This window comes from Verrucomicrobiia bacterium (assembly GCA_035574275.1).
Lineage (GTDB): Bacteria > Zixibacteria > MSB-5A5 > DSPP01 > DSPP01 > DSPP01.
Map to the genome: position 1 here is coordinate 18514 of DATLYY010000070.1, position 21568 is coordinate 40081.

20 protein-coding genes are annotated in these 21568 nt (G+C 56.6%); 12 read left to right on the top strand and 8 right to left on the bottom strand.

Features of this window, described 5'->3' with window-relative positions:
- Positions 1–42: 42 nt before the first annotated feature.
- The 3 genes from VNL73_09450 to VNL73_09460 form a co-directional block, all read right to left on the bottom strand.
- Positions 43–360, bottom strand: coding sequence for a hypothetical protein (locus VNL73_09450; protein HXF49630.1), 318 nt, complete (start codon positions 358–360; stop codon positions 43–45).
- Complete coding sequence (locus tag VNL73_09455) at positions 357–677, bottom strand: hypothetical protein (GenBank protein HXF49631.1); 321 nt, start codon at positions 675–677, stop codon at positions 357–359. The genes VNL73_09450 and VNL73_09455 overlap by 4 nt, the downstream gene beginning before the upstream one ends.
- A 466-nt stretch (positions 678–1143) precedes the next feature.
- Positions 1144–1830, bottom strand: coding sequence for a hypothetical protein (locus tag VNL73_09460; protein ID HXF49632.1), 687 nt, complete (start codon positions 1828–1830; stop codon positions 1144–1146).
- Positions 1831–2239: 409 nt separating this feature from the next.
- On the opposite strand from VNL73_09460, the gene VNL73_09465 reads away from it, so the two are divergent.
- The 7 genes from VNL73_09465 to VNL73_09495 all read left to right on the top strand — a co-directional run bounded on the left by VNL73_09465 (position 2240) and on the right by VNL73_09495 (position 7556).
- Positions 2240–2512 (top strand): hypothetical protein, encoded by a 273-nt coding sequence (locus VNL73_09465; protein ID HXF49633.1) that lies wholly within the window; start codon positions 2240–2242, stop codon positions 2510–2512.
- Between the two features lie 249 nt (positions 2513–2761).
- Positions 2762–3295, top strand: coding sequence for a tetratricopeptide repeat protein (locus VNL73_09470; protein ID HXF49634.1), 534 nt, complete (start codon positions 2762–2764; stop codon positions 3293–3295).
- Positions 3273–3479: a hypothetical protein gene (locus VNL73_09475; protein ID HXF49635.1), complete on the top strand. Its 207-nt coding sequence runs from the start codon at positions 3273–3275 to the stop codon at positions 3477–3479. Before VNL73_09470 ends, VNL73_09475 begins: the two co-directional genes overlap by 23 nt.
- Positions 3480–3713: 234 nt before the next feature.
- Positions 3714–3998 (top strand): hypothetical protein, encoded by a 285-nt coding sequence (locus VNL73_09480; protein ID HXF49636.1) that lies wholly within the window; start codon positions 3714–3716, stop codon positions 3996–3998.
- A 371-nt stretch (positions 3999–4369) separates the two neighbouring features.
- A complete protein-coding gene (locus VNL73_09485; GenBank protein HXF49637.1) occupies positions 4370–5887 on the top strand; it encodes a glycosyltransferase family 39 protein in 1518 nt (505 codons plus the stop codon).
- Positions 5888–6058: 171 nt separating this feature from the next.
- A complete protein-coding gene (locus VNL73_09490) occupies positions 6059–6943 on the top strand; it encodes a hypothetical protein (protein HXF49638.1) in 885 nt (294 codons plus the stop codon).
- Between the two features lie 64 nt (positions 6944–7007).
- Positions 7008–7556: a hypothetical protein gene (locus tag VNL73_09495; protein HXF49639.1), complete on the top strand. Its 549-nt coding sequence runs from the start codon at positions 7008–7010 to the stop codon at positions 7554–7556.
- Between the two features lie 126 nt (positions 7557–7682).
- Here the strand turns inward: VNL73_09495 and VNL73_09500 are convergent, their stop codons facing one another.
- Positions 7683–9353 carry a tail fiber domain-containing protein gene (locus VNL73_09500; GenBank protein ID HXF49640.1) on the bottom strand — a complete coding sequence of 557 codons (1671 nt, stop codon included), beginning with the start codon at positions 9351–9353 and terminating at the stop codon, positions 7683–7685.
- Positions 9354–9823: 470 nt separating this feature from the next.
- On the bottom strand, positions 9824–12580 hold the full coding sequence (locus VNL73_09505; GenBank protein ID HXF49641.1) for a pitrilysin family protein: 2757 nt from the start codon (positions 12578–12580) through the stop codon (positions 9824–9826).
- A 490-nt stretch (positions 12581–13070) separates the two neighbouring features.
- Between VNL73_09505 and VNL73_09510 the strand changes: the two genes are divergently transcribed.
- The 3 genes from VNL73_09510 (at position 13071) to VNL73_09520 (ending at position 16048) form a co-directional block, all read left to right on the top strand.
- Complete coding sequence (locus VNL73_09510; GenBank protein ID HXF49642.1) at positions 13071–13550, top strand: isoprenylcysteine carboxylmethyltransferase family protein; 480 nt, start codon at positions 13071–13073, stop codon at positions 13548–13550.
- 264 nt (positions 13551–13814) lie between these two features.
- A complete protein-coding gene (locus VNL73_09515; GenBank protein ID HXF49643.1) occupies positions 13815–14441 on the top strand; it encodes a cation transporter in 627 nt (208 codons plus the stop codon).
- Between the two features lie 326 nt (positions 14442–14767).
- Entirely contained in the window at positions 14768–16048 is a 1281-nt protein-coding gene (locus VNL73_09520) for an MFS transporter (protein ID HXF49644.1), read from the top strand.
- A 104-nt stretch (positions 16049–16152) separates the two neighbouring features.
- On the opposite strand, the gene VNL73_09525 is transcribed toward VNL73_09520, so the two are convergent.
- Both VNL73_09525 and VNL73_09530 read right to left on the bottom strand, forming a co-directional pair.
- The gene (locus VNL73_09525) at positions 16153–16884 is read right to left on the bottom strand and encodes a hypothetical protein (protein ID HXF49645.1); all 732 of its coding nucleotides are present in this window, start codon (positions 16882–16884) and stop codon (positions 16153–16155) included.
- Between the two features lies 1 nt (position 16885).
- Positions 16886–17299: a metalloregulator ArsR/SmtB family transcription factor gene (locus VNL73_09530; protein HXF49646.1), complete on the bottom strand. Its 414-nt coding sequence runs from the start codon at positions 17297–17299 to the stop codon at positions 16886–16888.
- A 1499-nt stretch (positions 17300–18798) separates the two neighbouring features.
- On the opposite strand from VNL73_09530, the gene VNL73_09535 reads away from it, so the two are divergent.
- Positions 18799–19428: a TlpA disulfide reductase family protein gene (locus VNL73_09535; protein ID HXF49647.1), complete on the top strand. Its 630-nt coding sequence runs from the start codon at positions 18799–18801 to the stop codon at positions 19426–19428.
- Between the two features lie 78 nt (positions 19429–19506).
- Entirely contained in the window at positions 19507–19989 is a 483-nt protein-coding gene (locus tag VNL73_09540) for a hypothetical protein (protein ID HXF49648.1), read from the top strand.
- Here the strand turns inward: VNL73_09540 and VNL73_09545 are convergent.
- Positions 19986–21506 (bottom strand): glycosyltransferase family 39 protein, encoded by a 1521-nt coding sequence (locus VNL73_09545; protein HXF49649.1) that lies wholly within the window; start codon positions 21504–21506, stop codon positions 19986–19988. The genes VNL73_09540 and VNL73_09545 overlap by 4 nt on opposite strands.
- Between the last annotated feature and the right edge of the window lie 62 nt (positions 21507–21568).

Genomic DNA, 21568 nt, shown 5'->3' on the forward strand with positions numbered 1-21568 from the left:
GCCCGGGTGAACCGAAAGGTTCACCCTCTTGTCCCCTCTCCTTTAGGAGAGGGTTGGGGAGAGGTTGCTTTTCCCTGGCCCCTTGCTCAAAATTCGCTTGGGTAGCCCCGGAGCTCCCGCTCCGGGGACTTTAAACCGCACGTCCGCGCTTGGCTCCGCAGCCAAAGCCGCGTCTAACTTCTGTTTCAACTTTTTCTTGAGCTCAACGAGCTTTTCCGCCGAAAGATTTTCCACCTCGCCGGAAACCTCCGCCCCCTGCCCCGTGGTCAAAACAACCAGCGTGGCATAAAGCCCCTTCACTTCTCGGATCAGCTCCGCCTTCAAAACGGAATGCTCCCTTTCGATTTGCTTTTCCGTCATCGTCTCTCCGAATTTTGCTCCAGCTTCGCCTCGATTTTGCCCAAGCGTTCCAGCATCTCGTCCCGCATCCGGTAAAAATCCTCCTTGGTCATGAACCGCTCCGCCAGTTGCACCTCGACTGCCGCTACTTTCTTTTCCATTGAAACGACGGCCGCCCCGTCCGCCTTCCCCGCCAGCTCCAGCTTCAACCCGGAAACCGTGGTGTAATAGGCCGCCAAAATCCCGAACGCCGTCATCCCGAACGAGAAGAGGAACTTCAAAAGCCCCTCCGCCGTCACCAAACTCAAAGGCCCGTTTGTTTTTCCTTTTTGCTTCATACGCTCCCTTCACTTAAAGCCCCCTCCCGCCATTCCCTCCGATTTGATTGCGTTTTTGCCGTCCATCTTTTCCTCTGAATATTGCGTAGCGGAGGTCTTCAGACCTCCATCCTTCCTTTTGTCATTCTGAGCAGAGCGAAGAATCTGGGCTGTGCCGGGCGGCCTAATCACTATTCACCAATCTCTAATCCCTGTCTCTATTGGGGGGTGATTTTTCAGACCATCCCTCCACTATTGTCCCCCCTCCCGCCATTCCCTCCGATTTGATTGCGTTTTTGTTTTCCATATGAATTTGCCTTGAGCGTCGGGGCGAATCTTCAGATTCGCCCGGGTGAACCGAAAGGTTCACCCTCTTGTCCCCTCTCCTTTAGGAGAGGGTCAGAGAGAGGTTGCTTTCCCCGTTCCTTTTGTCCCCCTTGCCAAGGGGGACGAGGCCGTAAGGCCGGAGGGGGTGTCTTTTCCCCATCTACCGATAAATCCGAGGCAACCGTCTTCGACGACTCTGAACGGTTCTTCGTTCGACAACTTTCGTGGTAAAAACCTCCCCTTTTTGCGCCCCCATTGGAGCCGCAATCCCCGTCCCCGCCACCGCCCCGCGAAAAACGAGCGACGCCTCCAAAAACTTGGAAACGTTCCGGTACCAGAAAAAAGCGGGCTTTAGTGAACCGTTCGGAACGGCATACCGCCGGAACGGAACATGCTCGCAGCTTCGGATGTTCCCCCCGCAGACCGAGCACTCCGGCGTCTCAAAGAGAAACGCCGCCGAAACTTCCTTATAGATGCCGCCGTCGATGTTTTTTGCCAAATTCTCCGCCCCGGCTGCCTCCGCCAGCCAGTAAAAATGCGCCGCGAGCCACGCCGCCCCGTTTCTTTCCACGATTTCCGCCGAAAAACTCCTTCCAATCGGCAATTTTTGGTGATTATGCCCGACCAGAACGGGGGCGTCGATGACCAGCTCCGCCATTTTCAAAAGCTCTTTCCGGTCGAACCGGCCGCCGAACGAATTGATTTGGTCGGAAACCAAAAACATCTTCCGGATGAATACCTCCTTCCCTTCCAACGGTTTGTTGGGCTTTACTTTTTGGTTGATGAGCTCAACCAGTTCCGCTTCCGCGTTGCTTTCCGGCGCCAAAAGCGCCGTTTCGTTCTTCATTTCTGTTATCATGGTCCCTCTCTGCTAACGGCCCCCTTGCGCCCTTCCCTTCGATTTCATTGTGTTTTTGCTGCCCCTTTCTGTCCCCCTGTATTTTAAGGGGGACGAGGCCCGCAGGGCCGGAGGGGGTGTTTCTCTCTTGTCTCTCTCCTTTAGGAGAGGGACAACGAGAGGTTTCCGTGCAATCTGCAATCCCTCTGCTCAATGCCCCCGCCCGTTTTTCACTCCGTTCTTGTTCCGTTTTTGTTAAAAGGAAGTTGTAGGCGGCCGCTTCCTGGCCCGCATCCGGGCAAAAAAACTTTCCCGCCCCCTCTTTTTTCGGGAACCCGGCCCCCCTTCCCGGTTTATGAAGGAAAGGCATGCTGTAACCGGTTTCCGCCGAAACCGCACGTCAAAGGAGGTGAATCGGATGAAGGAAGAAAGACCCGCTCCGAACGCCGACCGTCTGGCCGAGCAGGGGATTATCCTTTGCAACTGGAACGACATTCACGAACCGGGAGTGTACGTGGATACCGAATACCCCCGCTATTTCCGTGTGAGCCGGGATGCGATTATCCCGGACGGCAGCCCGGTGATTCACGGCTCGGAATTCATCGTCGCCCGGATCTCGCCGGATGTCTCGCTGGAACTCGCCAAAATCCAGGATATGTGCGACGATCACAACCTGCCGATTCCGGACTGAACGATTCTAAAAAAGGGGACTTTAGCTAACCCCCGCTTCCGCCAAATTGGAAGCGGGGGTTTTGTTTTGGTTAAAAATTTCTTTTTTAATTGCCGCAATCAAGCCGCTCCGTTCCATTTTGTAAGCGCTTGTGTGCGAACGGGCTTCCGCCAAAAAAAACTCCGCAATGGACAGGATTGTATAAGTAATCAGCGCGTACTTCCGAAGTGGTCTTGCGCACGGAGCGCAAGGCAAAACAAAGGAGGTAACATGAAACGGACCATGGTGGGGGGGTTGGTTTTGCTGCTGACCGCCGCCCTGGCCTCAAGCGGGTGCGGCGGGTACCACGGCACGAGCGTGGAAGCACGCTATTCCAGCGGCTATCACGACGCCGGTTGGTACTACCGGGACGGTTTGCGCCTGTATCGTTTGGGCTACTACGACCGCGCCATCGTGCAGTTCCGGTTGGCGATTGACCTGGAGCCGGACTACTGGCAGGCCCACTACTACCTCGGGGACTGCTACTACAACCTCGGGTATTACGACCGCGCCATCACTTACTACGACCGCGTGCTGGTGATTCACACAGACCCCGTCTGGGTCTCGAAGGTGAACTACAACATCGGCCTGGTGTACGAAAAAACCGGCAAGCCCGACCGCGCCGTCGAGCGCTACGACCGCGCCCTGAAGGTCAAGCCGGGCTACGGTCCGGCCAAACAGGCCAAAACCCGCTTGCTTAAAGCGAAGGTGAAGGATGCCGAAAAACGCGGCCGGTATCGGGATGGGAACAGAAGAAGGGACTGAAGCCCGGCAAGTCGGCTTCAAACCCCTGCACCACGACCGAAAGATGGCTGACGCGTTAATTCAGCAACCTGTACAAACCCCGCCGTTTGAGGCGGGGTTTTTGTTTCGCCGCGCCAATTTTGTGCCTTTGGAAATGGGGGGCGAACCAAAACCCGTTGATTTCGGTAATTTTTTAACTGGTTGAATTTCAACCGCCGGGAAACAGAAAAACTCCTGAAAAATCGGTTTCATAACCCGTTGACAATCAAAAAAATCCTATTGTCCCCGTTTTATTATTCAAGAACGAAAAAAGTAAAGGAAAAAATTCGCGCCCGTGGGAACTTTTTGGCCGGAAAAAAATAAAATATTTTTTGGAAACAAGAAATAAAGGCCGGTTTCACAACGAAACCGAGCCCGGCAGGAAAGGAGGTGAAAGTCAATGTTCGAAAAAACGGCTGCGGTGGGAGTCGCTACCGCCGAAACCCTGGTGGGAGGAAATCTTCCTCGCTTGCGCTGGAGCCAAATAAAAGAACAGGGGGTTTACGTTAACCCGCGCACGGGCGAGGCCTTCCGTTTCTACGAGGGCGCCATTGTCAAAGGCGGCAGCCCCGGCACCCATCAGTTGGGGGATCCCATCATATTTCAGGTCAGCCCCGACCCGGATGAACTCGAAATGAACATCCGCCGGATTTGTGCTGACAACAACATCAAACTCACCCTCTAAAACACGATGGGCTGTCCCCATCCCCCGGCTTTTCATCACAAGCCGGGGTTTTTTATCGGTTCCGAAGCATGTAAAAACTAAAAAACAACGCTTTTTTTCAGAAAAGCGGTCAAAACGGCGGCCAAAAGAATTGATTTTTTCATAACGCCTCCCGGTCGGGGGTCTGCTTTTGAAATGCGCGGTTTCCGATTCTCCCCCGGCCCGCCCGTTGGACCCTTCCCCTCGAAAAGCCCACCCGGCTCCCCGGCTTGGTAAGAAACTCCTTTTGCCTGCCGGAAAGATGAACCCCCCCCCTTTCCTTGTCAAGCGCCGGTGAATGAAAAATTTTTGGCTTGACGGGAAAATTGTCGTGCAAGTTATTGCGCTTCTCAATGGTGGAAAAATCCGAAACTCGTAATCGAAGCGGTTGGTTTTATGTTTTGATTGCTTTGACCCTCCTGGCCGCCGTTTTTTTCTTTTCGTCGCGCGAGCGGCTGGTGGACCCCGACGAGGGGGCCTACCTTCTGGCCGCCAAGCTGGTGATGGAAGGCCAATCGCTCTATACCGATTTCTTCTGGCCCCAAATGCCCCTTTTGCCCTATGCCTACGGGGCTTGGATGAAAATTTTCGGGATGAACTGGTATTCCGCCCGCGCCCTCTCCGGCTTCTTGGGCGTTTTGATGGGCCTTCTCCTCTTCCTCCACGTCAGAAATCTTACGGGTAAACAATCCTGGGCACTTTTAGCTGTAATCCTTTTTGCCGCCAGCAGCTTCTCCATCGGCTGGTTCGCCACCACGAAAACCTACGCGCTCTCGACTTTTCTCCTTTTCGCCGCCTACCTCTCCCTCTATGCCGACCGCTGGAAGGATTGGAAATATCTTCTGGCCGGAGTTTTTCTCGGATTGGCGATAAGCACCCGCCTCTATTTCGTTGGGCTGGTTCCCGTTTTTTTCTATCTGATTTACCGGGACGGAAAAAAACTCCCCCCCCTTTGGAAGCATATAACCGGCCTTTTGCTCGGCTTGGCGCCGAGTTCTTACTTCCTCCTCAAAAACCCGGACAATTTCTACTTCAACAACATCGGCTACCACTTCTTGCGTTCCGATTTCGACTTCGCCGGCTCCCTAACGCAGAAAATCCAGTCCATCCCCCGCCTCTTGGGCTGGGGCTTGACGGAGGGGTTCATCGGTCTGCAGTTCGCGCTTCTCCTTTTGGCAGGCGCTTACCTGCTCTACATTTCGATTCGCGCCGGACAAAAACTTCCCTCCCTTCTGGTGGTGACTTTCGTTCTGCCGTTCATGCTGTTTATCCCCACCCCCACGCACATTCAATACTTCTCCTCGATGATTCCGTTTCTGATAATCGCCCTGATTCTGCTTGCTTCGAAACTGATGCAATCCCCCGGCCGCTGGCGAACTCTTTCCATTATTGCTTTGACGGCTTACGTCCTCGCCTGGCCGTTCGATTACCACCGCTACACCGCCCTTGGAACAGCCGTGCCCGGCGTCGGCGGCGGGCGCGAGAATGCCATAAACTGGAAAATCGAAACGCTCGAATCGGTCGCCCGCACGCTGGATTCAAACATAGAAACCGAAGGCGAGCCGGTTTTGGCCTTCTGGCCCGGCTATCTGTTAAGCTCCAAGGCGGCTGTCCTGCCGAAAATAGAAAACCACTCCGGCGTGGTTATCTCCTCCCGGCTGCATGACGCCCAACGGGAAAAATACCGCATCCTCTCCGTAACCGAACTGGCCGACGCCATCGCTGCGCGCAAAACCCGCCTGATTATCTTCGAAATCTGGATTCGCGAACCGCTACGTTCGCAGTTGTTGGAGCTGATGCGCCAAAGCGGCTACGAACGCATTCTGCAAATCGGAGACAGAGAGATATACAAATGGAACGGAAAAACGTAGGAACGAACTCTTTTCCTTAAGGTAGCCGACACCTCAGTGTCGGATTTGCCCCCGTAGGCCGGGTTTCAACCCGGCGCTCCGTTGCGCTTGACAGGCGCAAACCCGCCCCCTTTCTTTCCGTCGCAACGGGCGGGCTTCATCAGCGAATGCACCTTTATAACGGGAGGTACTATGACCAAACGTAACCGGCTCCAAACCCCGCTCGGTTTCCTTCTTTTTCTGTTTCTAACCCCCGGCGCCTTCCCCCAGTCCCCCTGGCTGGACCAAACCGCCGACCGCGCCATCTTTCTGGAAATCCAGAAGCCGAATTTTACGGATGAGTATCTTGGCGGCGGGTTCCTGACCCCGCCTCTCAAAACCACCTTCTCCACCGCCACCTTCTTTCTTTCCGGCCGCTTCCGGCTGGGCCGCCTTTTGACCCTCAAGGCCGAGCTCCCCTTCACGAACGCCGGGCTGAAGGACTACACCTTCATCGATTTTTTTGGCGACACGGTCAGCGTGGAGGGCTACTCCGAAAACCAGCTCGGTAATCCGCAGATTGGCGTGGAAATCGCCCCCCCCGGCTCCCGCTTTGCCGCCGATTTCGCCGTCCGTTTTCCAATCGTGGACGACGAGCATCTCCTCGCCTCCGAATTTGCCTTCTTCACGGACTACGACCGCTTCGAGGCCTTCTTCCCGGACGTCATGACCTTCACCGCCGGCGCCAACTACCGCTACACGGGGCCGACGGGACTTTTGATCAATCTCCGAGCCGGCCCCGCCTTCATGGTCGTCACCGAGGGGGGCGGCGATGCGCAGCTCTTCGGCGACTACGGCGCCCAAGTCGGCTTCCGGAGCGGTCGCGTCACCCTCTTGGGCGGCTTCACCGGCCGGGCCCTTATCACTGAGGGGGATTTGAGCTTCAACGAGCGCACCATCCAGCAGCTGGGCCTCTCCGGCAGCTACGCCTTCGGCAACTTTATCCCCGGCCTCCTCTTCCGCGTCCCGATGGACGATGACTTGGGGGACATTTTGGACTTCGTCTTCGGCGTAAGCGTCGGCTACCGCCTGCCGTGAAGGCAAACGGCCTTGCAGGCGAAACAAAGCGAAAACAAAAACCGCCCGGAAAAAAGGAGGGCCGATGAATAAGTTCCTGTTTTGTGCAGCGCGGCTCCTTGTTCTTTGCGTTTTACCGAAACTCGCTTTTGCGGACACCACGGATGTTCAACCCCAACTCAAATCCCCCGGCAGGGCGCTCGCCTGGTCGCTTTGTGCGACGATACTGCCGAATATTATCGGGATTTCCATGGATGCGGCTTCGGACAAGGAGGATGTGGAAATGGCCGCCGCCGTGGTGGCCAACACCGGAACCGTGCTCGGCCCCTCGGTGGGTTATTTTTACGGAGGGGTTCACAAAAGGGGCTGGACGGGCGGCGCCATCCGGGGCGTGTTTACCGGATTTTTCCTGTTGGCCGCCAATGAGGCCGAGAACAGCCGGGGGGACGGCGAGGAACTTGTTGCCAGCGCAATCGCCACGTTCATCATCGTCCACGCCATCGTGGATATCGCCCAGGTGGACGGCGCCGTGCGCAAACGAAACCAGGAAATGGCGCAAACCGGCTGGCAGCTCGCCCCAAAGTATTTTGCCAAAAGCAAAACCCCCGGCCTGCAGTTGCAAATAACTTTTTAACCCCCCTCTCGCGCAAAAAAAAGGGGCGGGCTGCCGCCCGCCCGTTTTTGTCTTTGTAGGGGCGATTCGCGAATCGCCCCTTCCCCCTCTCCGTGTCGGAGAGGGGGCCAGGGGGTGAGGTCTATCCTACCGCACCTCCGCCTGCGGCTTTTCGGCCTGAAGTTCCTTCAGTTTTTTCTCAAGCTGTTCCATCCGGGATTTGAGCTCGGCATTCTCGTCCCCCAAGGCCTGCACCGCCGCCATCAAAATTCCGGCGACGTCCCCGGAGTTCAAGGTCGTCTCCGTCCCAATCTTCCCCACCCCGTCATCCCCGAAAGCGGCAAAGAAATCCTGCGCCATCGGGCCATAGTGCCGGAACTGCTTCGGGTCATGCCCCTTGTAGTTCCAGCTCGAAAGCTCAAGTTTGCGAAGTTTCTCAAGCACTTCCTCCCCATCCACCGGCCGGAAGTTTTCCTTTTCGTTTTTGTCGGAGACGACCGTCAGCCCCACCTGGCATTCGAGAACCGTGACAGCGCTGTTCCCCAGTCGAATCTTGTCGCTGGCATCCACTATGGCGTTGGCGCCGATGGCCGTGGCGTTGGTCATGGTGCTGATAGCCACATTCGCCCCGTAACCTATCGCCGTGTTGAGATTGCCGGTGGCGTTACCGGAGAGCGCACCGTACCCGAGGGCTGTGTTGCCGCCGCCGCCGGTGTTGCCCGAGAGCGCACTGAACCCGCTGGCGATGTTGTAGGAGCCGGTGGTGTTGTTTCCGAGCGCCAGATACCCGCTGGCGGTGTTGTCGATGCCGGTGGTGTTGCTGTAGAGCGCACTGGCCCCGCTGGCGGTGTTGTGGTTGCCGATGGTGTTGTTGAAGAGCGCCTCCTTCCCGCTGGCGGTGTTGGCGCCGCCGGTGGTGTTGCTGTTAAGCGCTGCTACCCCGTAGGCGGTGTTGCCGTTGCCGCCGGTGTTTCTCGAGAGCGCATCGTCACCACTGGCGGTATTGTCGATGCCAGTGGTGTTGCTGTAGAGCGCTCCACTCCCGTTGGCGGTGTTAGAGTAGCCGGTGGTGTTACTGAAGAGCGCCCCTACCCCGCTGGCGGTGTTGTCGGAGCCGGTGGTGTTGTTGTAAAGCGCTCGGTATCCGCTGGCGGTGTTATAGAAGCCGCTGGTGTTATTGGCGAGCGCCTCTGCCCCGCTGGCTGTATTATTGTAGCCGGAAATGTTGTACGCGAGCGCACTGTACCCGCAGGCGGTGTTGGAGGAGCCGGCGTTGTTGTTTAAGAGCGCAAATGTCCCGTTGGCGGTGTTTTCGGAGCCGGTGTTGTTGCGAACGAGCGCACCGATCCCGCTGCCGGTGTTATTGCGCCCGGCCATCCCCAAGTTGCCGGCATACTGACCGATGAAGGTGTTGTTAATACCATAATTGGGGATGAAATGGGCGACTCGGAACGAATAGGCCGTCGAAACGATTTGCTGTCGCGGCGTCATCTCCGGGTCCGCCCCGACTTGGACCCCGAGATAGCGAACGGAATCGTTAAAAGCGGAATCCGGAACCGGGTTGGCGCTCCCCAAAAGCACGGCGAAAAGCCCGTTGGCAGTGGTCACGCTCTGGGTTTCGGTCCAAAGGTTGGTTCCCCCGCTGGCAGCATTGTAGATGGTGAACGTGACCGAATATGTGCTGTCCGCCACCGGGATCCCGCTCCCATCCCGCAGGATGCTTTGAAAATTGATCAACTGCGGCACCGCCGCAAAAACCGCCATCGTCCACAGTGCCGCAAGCGCCGTCAGCATGGATACTGTAAGGATGCGTTTCATCGCTCCTCCTTTTTTAGTATGGTTTTTGTTTCTTCATTTCTAATTTCTAATCTCCGGTCTCCAGTCTCTGCTTTCTTTGTCCCCCTTGCCAAGGGGGACGAGGCCCGCAGGGCCGGAGGGGGTGTTTTTGCAGGGGCACGTTGCACGTGCCCGCTCTTCGAGTCGGAGCCGGGAGTGGACGAATCTCTAATCTCCGGTCTCCAATCTCTGTCTTTCCTGTAGGGGCAGACCGGTCTGTCTGCCCGTTTTTTTTCCCGGACACAATTCAACCCTTTCGGCAAACTTCCCTCCCTCCATTCACCGCTTGACGTTATTTCTAATGCCTGAAAGATAACCAGCCCGCCGGGCCGGTCAAGAAAAAAAGGGGCGGGCTTCCGCCCGCCCGTTTTTGCCTTTGTCTTTGTAGGGGCGATTCGCGAATCGCCCCTTCCCCCTCTCCGTGTCGGAGAGGGGGTCAGGGGTGAGTTTAACTACTCCTCCTCCATCTGGCTGATTTCCCCCAAATTCAGCTCCTTGACGATGGAGGCCAGCTTGGCCTTGTCGCCGACCACCACGGTGAGCGTCGCCTGCGGCCGGATGTATTTCTTCGCCATCTCCTGCGCCTCCTTGCCGTCCACGGCGGCCACGGAGGGAACGTAGCGCGAAAACTCATCCTCCGAAAGCCCGAAGATCACCATCTCCGCCAGCTTCCCGGCGATGGCCCCCACCGTCTGGAACTCCTGCGAGTATCCCTTGATGAGATTGTCCTTGCTGTTTTTCAGCTCCTCCGCCGTGATGGGCTTCGTGCCGCAAATCCCGGAAAGTTCCTTTTTCATCTCCGTAAGCGCTTCCTTGGTGGATTTTTCCTGCACGGGCGCAAAGGCGATGAAAAGCCCCGTTCCCTTGGTCGGGATGCCGAACGAGTACGAGCCGTACGAATACCCCTTCTCCTCCCGCAAATTCATGTTCAGCCGGGCGGTGAACTGTCCGCCCAAAACGTTGTTCATCACCTGGAAGGGATAACGATCGGGGGAGCTCATCGCCATTCCATAACCTCCCATCACGATGACCGATTGCGCCGCCCCCGGCTTGTCCACGAGGACGACTTTGGAGCCCCGTATCGCCGGCCCGGGCGGAATCGTAATCGCCGGAACCTCTTTTTCCTCCCACCCGCCGAACGCCCTCTCCAGCTTGGGGAGCAGTTCCTCCATCGTGATGTCCCCCGCCGCCACAATCGCGGCGTTGTTCGGCGCGTAATAGGTCTCGTAGTAGCCGGCCAAATCCTCCCGTTGGAGCGACTTGACGGACGCCTCCGTCCCGCTGCCGGTGTACGGCTGGCTGTACGGATGGTCTTCGCCGAAAAGCGCCTTCTGGAACGCCTTGATGGCCGAAGCCACCGGCTCCTTCGATTCCTGCATGATGCGCCCCAGATAAATCTGCCTTTGCCGTTCCAGTTCCTCCGCGGGGAAGACCGGGTTTTGGATGATGTCGGAAAGCAAATCCAGCCCCCCGTCCAGATTCTTCTTCAAAACGTTGAGCGTCGCCGTCGAGCCGTCAAAGAAACTGCCGGTGGAAAGTTGCGCCCCCAAACTCTTCGCCTCGGAGGAAATTTCGAGCGCAGAGCGCGAGCGCGTCCCCTCATCCAGAAGCGCCGCGGTCAAAGCCGCTGCTCCCGGTTTCCCCTTCGGGTCCCCCGCCCAGCCGGACTTGACGACTACTTCCAGTTGCACGAGAGGAAGTTTATGTTCCTCCGCCAGCCACACCTCCATCCCGTTGGAAAGTTTTGCTCTTTGAACTTTGGGAGGATTGAATGTCGGCTCCTTCGCCGGGGAGGGCATTTTGCTGAAATCGACGGTCGATTTCTCCGCGCGAAAGTCCGGCTGCGGCACCACCCACGCCACGAGGCGGCGGGAAGGGTCCAGATACTTTTGCGCCGTCTCCTTGATGGCCCCCGCGGTCGTCCCCAAATACCGGTTCATATCCCAGGATAATTTGTCCGGGTCTCCCAGAAAAAAGTTGTATTGATTCAGCAAATCCGCCCGCCCCCCGAACCCGCCGACGTTCTGCAACTGGCGGACGAATATCGCCTCCCAGTTGTTCTGCGCCTGCAAAAGTTCCTGCGAGGAAACCCCCTTGGTGCGGATTTTTGCCAGCTCTTCATCCACCGCCCGCTCAATCTCCTCCATCGTAACCCCCGGTTTGGCGGTGACCATAATTCTGAACTCGCTCCCGATTTGGCGCGAGGCCTGAAAAGCGGAAACATCCTGCGCAATCTGCCGGTCATACACCAGCGACTTGTAGAGCCGCGAGGTTTTCCCGGAAGAAAGAATATTGGCGAGCAAATCCAGCTCCGCATCCCCCGGCGCATAGAACGGGGGGGTGTGCCAGACGTAGTAGAGGCGCGGCAGCGATACCCGGTCGGGCACGGTCACCCGCTTCTCGCCGTCAAAACTCACCGGCCAGTCCTTCAGCCGTTCCACCGTCGGCCCGGGGGGTATGCCCCCGAAATACTTTTTCACCAGTTCCTTCGCCTTGGCCGGCTCAAAATCCCCGGTGATGCACAAGCTCGCGTTGGAGGGCGTGTAATAGGTGCGGAAAAAATCTTTCACGTCCTCCAAGGATGCCGCCGTCAAATCCTCGTGGCTCCCGATGACCGGCCAGCTGTACGGATGCCCGGAGGGATAAAGCAGTTCCGGCATCAACGCCTCAATTTTTCCATACGGTTCATTCTCATACCCCTGCCGCCGTTCGTTTTTCACCACGTCCCTTTGGTTGTCCAGTTTTTTCAAATCCATCGCCGGCAGGAGATACGCCATCCTATCCGCCTCCAGCCAGAGCGCCAGTTCCAGATAATTGGAGGGCACATTCTCCCAATAATTCGTCCTATCCTCGTTGGTGGAGCCGTTCGCCGACCCGCCCACTTTTTCGAGAGGCGCAAAAAATTCCCCCGGCTGGTGCTCCGACCCCTGGAACATCATATGCTCGAACAGATGGGCGAACCCCGTCCGCCGCACCTTTTCATTTTTGGAACCGACGTGATACCACACGTTCACCGAAACAATCGGCACGGTATGGTCCTCGTGCAAAATTACTTGCAGCCCGTTCGGCAGAACGTATTTCTCATGCTTCAACTCCGGCAGGTCTTTGGTCTCCGCTTTCGCTGAACCCCTCCGCTTGGCCGAGGTGGAAACGGCCAAAAAAAGCCCCAAAAGCAAAAACACGCCGGTGGTAACCAGGCGTTTCTTCATACTGCTCCTCCTTTCATTATGTTGTATCTTTACGGCCAATGGCCGCCAAGGTTGCGGGAATGATAGGAAAACCGTTTTGCGAAATCAACCGCCCCGTCTTTCGTAGGGGCAGACCCATGTGTCTGCCCGCTTTTGCCTTTGTCTTTGTAGGGGCAGGTCTTGTGCCTGCCCGTTTCTTTTCTCGCATTTGTAGGGGCGGTTCGCGAACCGCCCGTCCGGTTTTTCGTAGGGGCAGGCCTCCGTGCCTGCCCGTTTTTTGGTTTTGTATTCGTAGGGGCAACTCCCCGTGGTTGCCCGCCTTTGCCTTTGATTTTGTAGGGGCAGGTCTTGTGCCTGCCCGTCTTTCTGTCCCCCTGTACTTAAGGGGGACGAGGCGCTCTGCGCCGGAGGGGGTGCTTCTGTCTTGCCCCCTCTCCTCAAGGAGAGGGTTAGGGTGAGGTTTATTGTTTTTGTCCCCTCCTTACGAAGGAGGGGATTAAGGGGAGGTTAAATGTCGCCAATCATAAAAACCCTGCTCTTCCTCCTCCTCGTCCCCGTCACCGGCGTGATTTTGATTCCCCGCTGGATTCTCCTTTCGGCTTGGAACCGCTCCTTCGAAATCGGCAATTGGTATCTCGCGGGTATCCCCTTAATCGCCGCAGGCGCAATCTTCCTTTTGTGGTGCTTTTGGGATTTCGCAACCTTTGGCAAAGGCACCCCCGCCCCCATCGACCCGCCCAAAGTTTTTGTGTCGCGCGGCCTCTACCGCTGGACGAGAAACCCAATGTACCTCGCCCTCGGTCTCATCATCATCGGCCAGGCAATCTTTTTCGAATCCTGGACGCTTTTCATCTTCGCCGCCTGCGTCTGGGCCATCCAGCACCTCTTCGTCATCCTCTACGAAGAACCCGCCTTAAAACAAAAATTCGGCGCGGAATACGAATCGTATCTGAAAGCTGTTCCACGCTGGCTCCCCAAAAAACCTAAATAACTTTGCCTTGTCTTTGTAGGGGCAGGTCTTGTGCCTGCCCGTCTTTGTAGGGGCACGTTGCCACGTGCCCTGTCTTTTTTGTCCCCCTTGCCAAGGGGGACGAGGCCCGCAGGGCCGGAGGGGGTGTCTTTGCAGGGGCACTTCGCGAACCGCCCATCCCCCCTCTCCATGCCGGAGAGGGGGCCAGGGGGTGAGGTTGCCTTTCAACCTCCATTTTCTCCTTGACGCCCCCCCTCCACCCCTCTTAATTCAAACCGCGCCCGTATGAATTCCGAATCCCAGGCAAATTCTGCCCTGCACAAAAAAGCCCTCCGCCTCTCCTATTTCACCCTCGGCTACAATTTGCTGGAAGGGCTCGTCTCCGTTTTCGCCGGCATTTTGGCCCAAAGCACCGCGCTGGTCGGCTTCGGGCTGGACAGCTTCGTCGAATCCCTCTCCGGGGGCGTCATGGTCTGGCGCTTCGGCAAAAAATGGGCGTCGAAGGAAGAGGAAATGAAGTCCGAGAAAAAAGCCGTCCACTTGGTCGCCGCCGCCTTCTTCATCCTCGGTGCCTACGTCCTTTTCGAATCCGCCCAAAAATTATACGAACGCCGGGGCGCCGAACCCTCCCTCCTCGGCATCGCCATCGCCATCGTCTCCTTAATCGTAATGCCCGTCCTCTTTTTGTTGAAATACCGCACCGGAAAAAAATTGGAAAGCAAGAGCTTGGTGGCCGACTCCAAGCAAACTTTGGCATGTATGTTCCTCTCCGCCGCCCTCTTGGCCGGACTTTGGCTGAACTACTCTTTCCAAATCTGGTGGGCCGACCCCGCCGCCGGCCTTTTGATTGCCGGCTATCTTTTGTACGAAGGGTACGAAACCTGGCGCGAAGGCCGCCTCTGCGCCTGCTGACCGGAACTTTCTCTTTCCCCCTGTATTTAAGAGGGACGGCGCCGCAGGCCGGAAAGGGTGTCTTTGCAGGGGCAACTCCCCGTGGTTGCCCCCTTTTGCGTTTGTCTCTGCAGGGGCAGACCGATGTGCTTGCCCGAACGTATTTGTCTTTAGGGTCTGCCCATTTTGTTTTGCATTTGTAGGGGCACGTTGCCACCTGCCCGTTTTTTTTGCCCCCCTTGCCAAGGGGGGACGAGGCCGGCTTGTCCCGAGCAAAATCGAGGGAAGGCCGAAGGGGGTGTCTTTCCGCTTGACGCCCTCCCCTCCGTAATCTTATTTCCCCTTCAATGGGCGGGACTTCCACGACTGCACCTCCGCAACTGCTGAACGAATACGAAAAACCGACCCGCTCCCATTACCAAATCCTGCTTTTAAGCTGGGCCGGCTGGGTTTTCGATTTTTACGATTTGGTGCTCTACACTTTCCTTTTGATTCCCATCGGCAAGGAGCTGAATCTTTCCAACGTCGAGCTTTCGTACGTGCTCGGCGCGTCCTTGACCGCCACCGCCGTCGGCGGCGTGGTCTTTGGCATCCTGTCCGACCGCTTCGGCCGCAAGGCCGTTTTGCAGGGAACGATTCTGACCTACAGCGTCGGCACCTTCCTTTCCGGCTTCTCCGCCAACCTGCCGACACTGATTCTCTTTCGCGTCATCACCGGCTTGGGCGTCGGCGGCGAATGGGCCACCGGCCAGACCTATGTGGGGGAAACGTTCCCGCCCAACGTGCGCGGCCGCTACGGCGCCTATATGCAAACCGGCGCCCCCATCGGCATCGCCTTGGCCTCGGTGGTCGGCGGATTCTTGGCTCCGGAAATCGGCTGGCGCGCCTGTTTTTTCCTTTCCGTTCTCCCCGCCCTTCTCGTGGTCGTGATTAGGCGCACGCTCCCCGAATCCGACCTCTGGCTGGAAAGAAAGAGACGGACTTCCGAAATGGCGGACGCTTCCAAAATCAAGGAAAAATCAAAATTTCTGCTTCTCTTCTCCCGCGAACACCGCAAATTTTTCATGCTCGCTTTGGTTCTGGCGATTTTCGACATGTCCGCCTATTGGTTCACCTACTCCTGGCTGCCGGGTTATCTGCATCAACAGCGCCAGTTTTCATTGGCCAAATCCGCCGCCTGGATTTTGGTCACCCAAACCGGCGGCTTTTTGGGCTATTTCACCTTCGGCTTCGTGGCCGACCGCTTGGGCCGCCGCCCGGCCTACACCATTTACTCCTTCCTGATGGCCGGGGGACTGGTGATGATAACTTTGCTCTGGGAAACGATTGCCGTCTCCCCGCCGGTAATTCTCGGTTGTATGTTTTTGGTCGGCTTCGGCACCGGCATGTTCGGCGGCTACGGCCCGCTTTTCTCCGAACTGTTCCCGACCGATGTCCGCAACACCGCCATGGGCTCCGCCTTCAATCTGGCCCGCGGCGTGCAGTTTTTCACCCCGGTGATTATCGCCCATGTGGCGACCCGTTACGGCCTGGGCGGAGGAATTTCGATTGCCGCCTTCTTTGCCGTTCTGACCGGCCTCTGGATTTGGACCTTTCCCGAAACCAAAGGCAAAAAACTTTCGGTTTGACGGCTGACGCGCGGTAATCCTTATCGTTGTGTCGGGAGTCATTTATGGTGAGCGAAGCCGAACCGCTCCCGACCCATCCAAAACTTCCAACCCCTAAAAGGTTTCTATTCTATTTTGGAGGAATCGCTCGGCGCTTCCTCCGGCTTTTTGCTGGACATAAACGGAATTCTTCCGGAAAAAGCCCCCATCAAAGCCGCTTCCGGGTGTCCCTCCACGTCCAAAACCATTAAGCCGAAATTCGAAAAGGAAAACGGCTGATAAGCCGCGCCAAGATGGAACTCCTGCCCGTCATAAGCCGACATGGCGGCAATCCGGCTTCCGAAACCTATGGATGCGCCGAAAATTGCTTCTGCCGGCCGGCCGTCAAAGGGCTTGGCGGCCCCAAGGTATCCGTGCAGAAAATAGGACGAACCCAGGGGCGCTCCTTTGGCCAGCATTACATAGCCGTTGGTTTCCAAGCCGGAGGGTTTTAGATTGCCGACACCGGCAAGCAAAGCGGGAGTAATTCTTTTTTCCGGCACCAATAGAACCCTCGTTTTTCCTCTCCAGTCCCAGCTGCCGAGACCAAGTGTAATTCCGGTTTCCAATCGGTTAAAAAGCCCCACGGAAAAAGTGGTGGACCCATTTTCCTCCTCGTCGTGTCCGGCGGGAACGTATATCGAAAACCAATTGAATCGGCCGGGGGGTATGATTCCTTGATAACCCTTTTGTTCCTGCGGATTTTTTAGCTCCCCCGTGCACACCGGACAAACAGTTCCACACTGGTCCTGGGAGTGGGAAAGAGCGGGCAGAAAAAATATCAAGAGGGCGCACCCCATCACGACGGATTGTTTCATTTCATGCTCCTTTGGGCAAAAGATTTTTGTTTTGGATTCCGAGAATGCACTTCCCCCCCGCCCGCAATTTCAGCCGTTTGGCGAAATTCTTTTGATCCTCCCGGGCGGAGTTCTCCGGCAGCGCCAGAACCGCCTGCAAAAGCTTTTTGTGAAAACCGCCCCCCGGCTTTTCGGCGGAATAATAGACCCACTTCCCCTCCCGCCGCGAGCGGACAAGCCCCTCTCGCTCCAGCTCCTTGACGTGCCGGGAGACGGCATACTGCGGCACGAGCAAAGAGTCCGCCAGCTCGCAAACGCAGATTTCCTTCCCGGCCGAAAGAAGCAGCCGCAGAATCCGAAGCCGCACCGGCTCCGCCAGAACCTTCAAGGTCTCGATTCCCTCTTGGAGCGCCGCCGCCCCCCTTGAGTTGTTCATATGCGCATTCATACATATGTTATACGCCCGTTCAAGCCGTTCGTTGGCGCAATTTTTGCGCCTCCGTCCCCCCGTTGTGTGGGGAGCTACTCCCGACACTTTCGTAGGGCGAACGGCGTTCGCCCATTCTTCTTGTTTTTGTAGGGGCACGTTGCCACCTGCCCTGTTTTTTTTGTCCCCCTTGCCAAGGGGGACGAGGCGGCAGGGCCGGAGGGGGTGTTTTGCAGGGGCACTTCGCGAATCGCCCGTCTGTTTTTTCGTAGGGGCAACCCTCCCTGCCTGCCCGCCCACTTTGTCCCCTCCTTACGAAGGAGGGGAATTGGGGAGGTTCAACGCTTGGCCTGACTAAAGACGGTGTCCCTGTCTTGTCCCCTCTCCTTGAGGAGAGGGTCAGGGAGAGGTTGCCTTTCCTGTCCCTCGTTTTACTTGGGTTGTGCCGGGCGGACGAATCCCTAATCACCAATCACTGTATTTGAAAGGGGGGTGTTTTGTAGGGGCAACTCCCCCGCTTGTGGTGAGCGTAGCCGAACCATGGTTGCCCGTCTTTGCGTTTGTTTTTGTAGGGGCAGGTCTTGTGCCTGCCCGTTTTTGCCTTTGTCTTTGCAGGGGCACTTCGCGAACCGCCCATCCCCCCTCTCCGTGTCGGAGAGGGGGCCAGGGGGTGAGGTCTGCAACGTGCCCCAAGACAATCCCGTCCAAATTCCACCGCCCCCGGCAAAAATCCGCCAGCACCTTTGCCGGATGTGTTCGATTTCCATTTCCATCCCCTTGTCCGCCAACACCCCTTCTCGCATTTGCTTTTGGCACAATAATTGATGAATATTCTCCCGTATGGGCAGGCCAAAATCAAACCGGCGCACTTTGTTATTTCTACTTCCAACTTTGGTCGCATTCGGTTGTGGTGATACGACTCGGCCAAAATGCCCCAACCCTCCAGCTGGCACAATCTCCGGTTCCATCTCCGTGTTAACCGGTGGAAGACTTAGAGAACCGAAAAGCGGAGCATTCATCTACCTCGACTCTGGGTACTATAGTCAGGGCTTGGTATTGACAGTCGAATCTCTTCCCAATCGGGAAAGTGATGTAAAATTTAAACCGGATTCAACCTTGCTTAATAGTCCTGCGACTTTTGCCATACCCCTCGGCTATTCGACCCGCTTCAGCCTGGAGTTCACCGTCCAATATGATTCCTTTGGAGTTCAAAAAACTCTCACCGGCTTCACCACCGATGGAGGCAGGCACATACTTTTTCAGTCCTCGCTTATTACAAGGTATTCTGTCCCGGACCGTTGTATTTAAAGACTCCTACCAAAATTCTTGTATTTACCCGTTGTGTCGGGAGTTACTCCCGACACATCAATCAATTTCGAATTCCTATTTTTTTCTCCCCTCCTTACGAAGGAGGGGATTAAGGGGAGGTTAAACGTCCCAAAGTGCGCGAGGAGGGCTCTGCCGAACTTTTTCTTGACCGTCAATAAACTTCGGTTTTAATTCCTTCCGTGCCGCTTTTAACCGCCCTCACCCTCGCCGCCGGATTTTTGGCCGATTCCTTTCCCCCTCCCAAATTGGAACTCCAAACACTCAAAAAAGAATCCGCCAAGCTCTCCGACTACCGCGGCCAAATCGTCGTTTTGAACTTCTGGGCCACCTGGTGCGTCCCCTGCCGCAAGGAAATGCCCCTCTTCGTCGAATTGCAAAATGAATACAAAGCCAAAGGCGTCCGGTTCATCGCGGCCTCCACCGACCCCGCCAAGGACAAAAAGAAAGTGGAAAAATTCGCCAGGCAGTACCAAATCAATTTCCCAATCTGGACGGGCGCCACCCCCGACGACCAGGACGGCCTGGAACTCGGCACGCTTTTGCCCGCCACGGCCATTTTCGACACAAACGGCCAAAAAGTTTTCAGAATCATCGGCGAAGCCACCCGCGAAGTTTTGACTGAACGCCTCGATTATCTGCTTTCCGACCGCACGGACTCAATGCCGGTGGAACTCTCTTTGCCCCCCGGAATGACCGAGGAGCATTGGGAGGAACATCTCTTGGCGATGGAAGAAGGTGAAGGCGAGAGCGAAGATGAACACGCCCACGACCAGCACGCCGCAGAGCCGGGCTCGGAGGTCCCCAGTTGACCCCTCTGACCCGGCGAGGGTCGGGCGGTCCGTGGGACTGCCGGGGAAAACGAGGGGCGGCTGATTGCCGCCGTGCGGGTGATTCCGGACGCAATCAAGCGCGCCCGCTGGCGCAACACGCTTGTGTTTAGGTTTCTGCCGACGTTTACCGCCGGAATTGAGATGAATTTTCTCTCGGAAGAGGAAAAAGTAAATCCGCTGGCGAACTGGCTGGCGGTGAAGGAGACGAAAGTTCGCCCCGCCCTGATTTTTGGCACCAGTTCCGATAGAATCGGCACCCCCACCGGACAATCCTTCTACGGCACCTTGAGCAAAGACCTGAAACCGCACACCAAAATCCCGATAGCCCCCTACGCCGGAGTTGCCTTTGGGACTTACGAGGACAAATTCCGCCCCATCGGCGGCGTCAATATCCGCTTTCCCAAAAATTTCTCCTCGCTGATTATCTACGACGGGGTCAAACTCCACCCCACCGCAAGCTGGTCGTATCGGAATTTCACCTTCATGTTCCTCCTCGCCTTTTCCAAACACCCTGGAGTTGGCCTAAGCGCGACCTTCTAACTGGACGTGCGGCCTGAATTCTCTTCTTTGGGACGTGATAAAACGGTGAGTGCGGCAAAGTAGGCGAAAAAAGGAACGACCGGGTGGTGGTAGCGGCTGGCCCCGACAAAAAAGAAATGAACCGCGACCCAGTATAGAAGCGTCCAGAACGGCAGCCAGCTTCCCATTTCTGCCCGCTCTTGGCGGTTGAAAAGAACTCGTGCCCCTTTGACGGTCGCAAAAAAAAGAAGAATCCACCAGTAGGCCTGCCCAAAAATCCCCCAGACAAGCTGCCCGTGGGTGGGAAGTTCCCAGAGGTCGAAAACGAAGTTGTGCTCAAAACCGAAAACCATCGCTTCTTTGATGAGCCCGAGTCGGACATACTCCCAGGGATGGTTTTTGACAAACTCCCATCCCAGCCTCCAGGCGTTCCGGTCCATTTCCTTTTGGGTGGACGCGTCAAAGGGGTACTTCTCCAGCTCCGGGAAATAGCCCGAGCCGGTGGCCCCGGGATGGGCCCCCAGCCAGAAATTTATGCCCGCGTGTCCGGACAAACCCCAGATCCCGAATTTTTGGTGGTTTCGGTAAATCCAGGGGCCGAGGGCCGCGAATACACCCAAAACAAGGGCGAGGGCCGCCAGCCGCCGTTTCTTGAAAAGGTCGAATAGAACCGGCAGCCCAATCCAGAAAAGCACCACCGGACGCACCAGAGCCGCCAGCCCGAAAGCCGCCCCGGAAAGGAACGGTCGATATTTCTGCGTGCCGCCGGTTTCCCAAAAGTAAAGGCTGAGCACCCACAGAAACACGAAAAGCTGTTCGGCCAAAAGGTACTGGGTGGAATACAGCTCGGGGATGAAAAAAACGACGATGGCCAGGGCCTTCAACGCCGTGCGCTCATCCTTCCAGCGGGAAAAAAGCCGCCAAAGCAAAAGCCACGATAGAAAATCGAAAAACACGTTGGCCAGTTTGGGCAAAAAAAGGTGGTAACCGAAAACCTTGTAAATCCCCGCCAAAAAAGCCGGATATCCCACCGGCCGAAAGGCCGTGGAAACGCCGCCGTCTTGAAAACTCCCGGTTTGCGCCAGCTCCTGCGCCAATAAGTCGTATGCCTTGGCGTCGGAGGCCGGCGGGATGTCAATGAAAACCACCACCAAAAGCCGCAGGAGCGTCCCGAGGGTCAAAATCCAGAGGAGTTTCTTTTTCAAATCTCCGGTCGAAAACCAGCCCCACTCCGACCGGTGGGCCCAGACCCCGAAATAAATTGCCCAGACAAAAGAAAGCATCCAAAATACGAGGTGGTACGTCCACCAATCGGAGGGCCGCGCGCCCGAAGGGGCGTAATTCCGAACGATTTCAGCCAGCGGTTCAAAAAGAAAGGGAGAGAGAAAAACCCCCGCCAGTCCGCCCATAAACGCTGCCTGCTTTTTGAACACCGGGCCGAATATATGAACCGGGCTTTGAGCGGGCAATTCGCGGAATTGCTGTTGCTGCCCCTCGAAGGCGAAAAGCCGGATGCCGCCGTCGAAGCCGGAAAACAAAGGGGGGTTTTGGCTTGACAGGCAGAACCCCCCGCCGGATATTCGCCCCGTCCGCGGTGGGA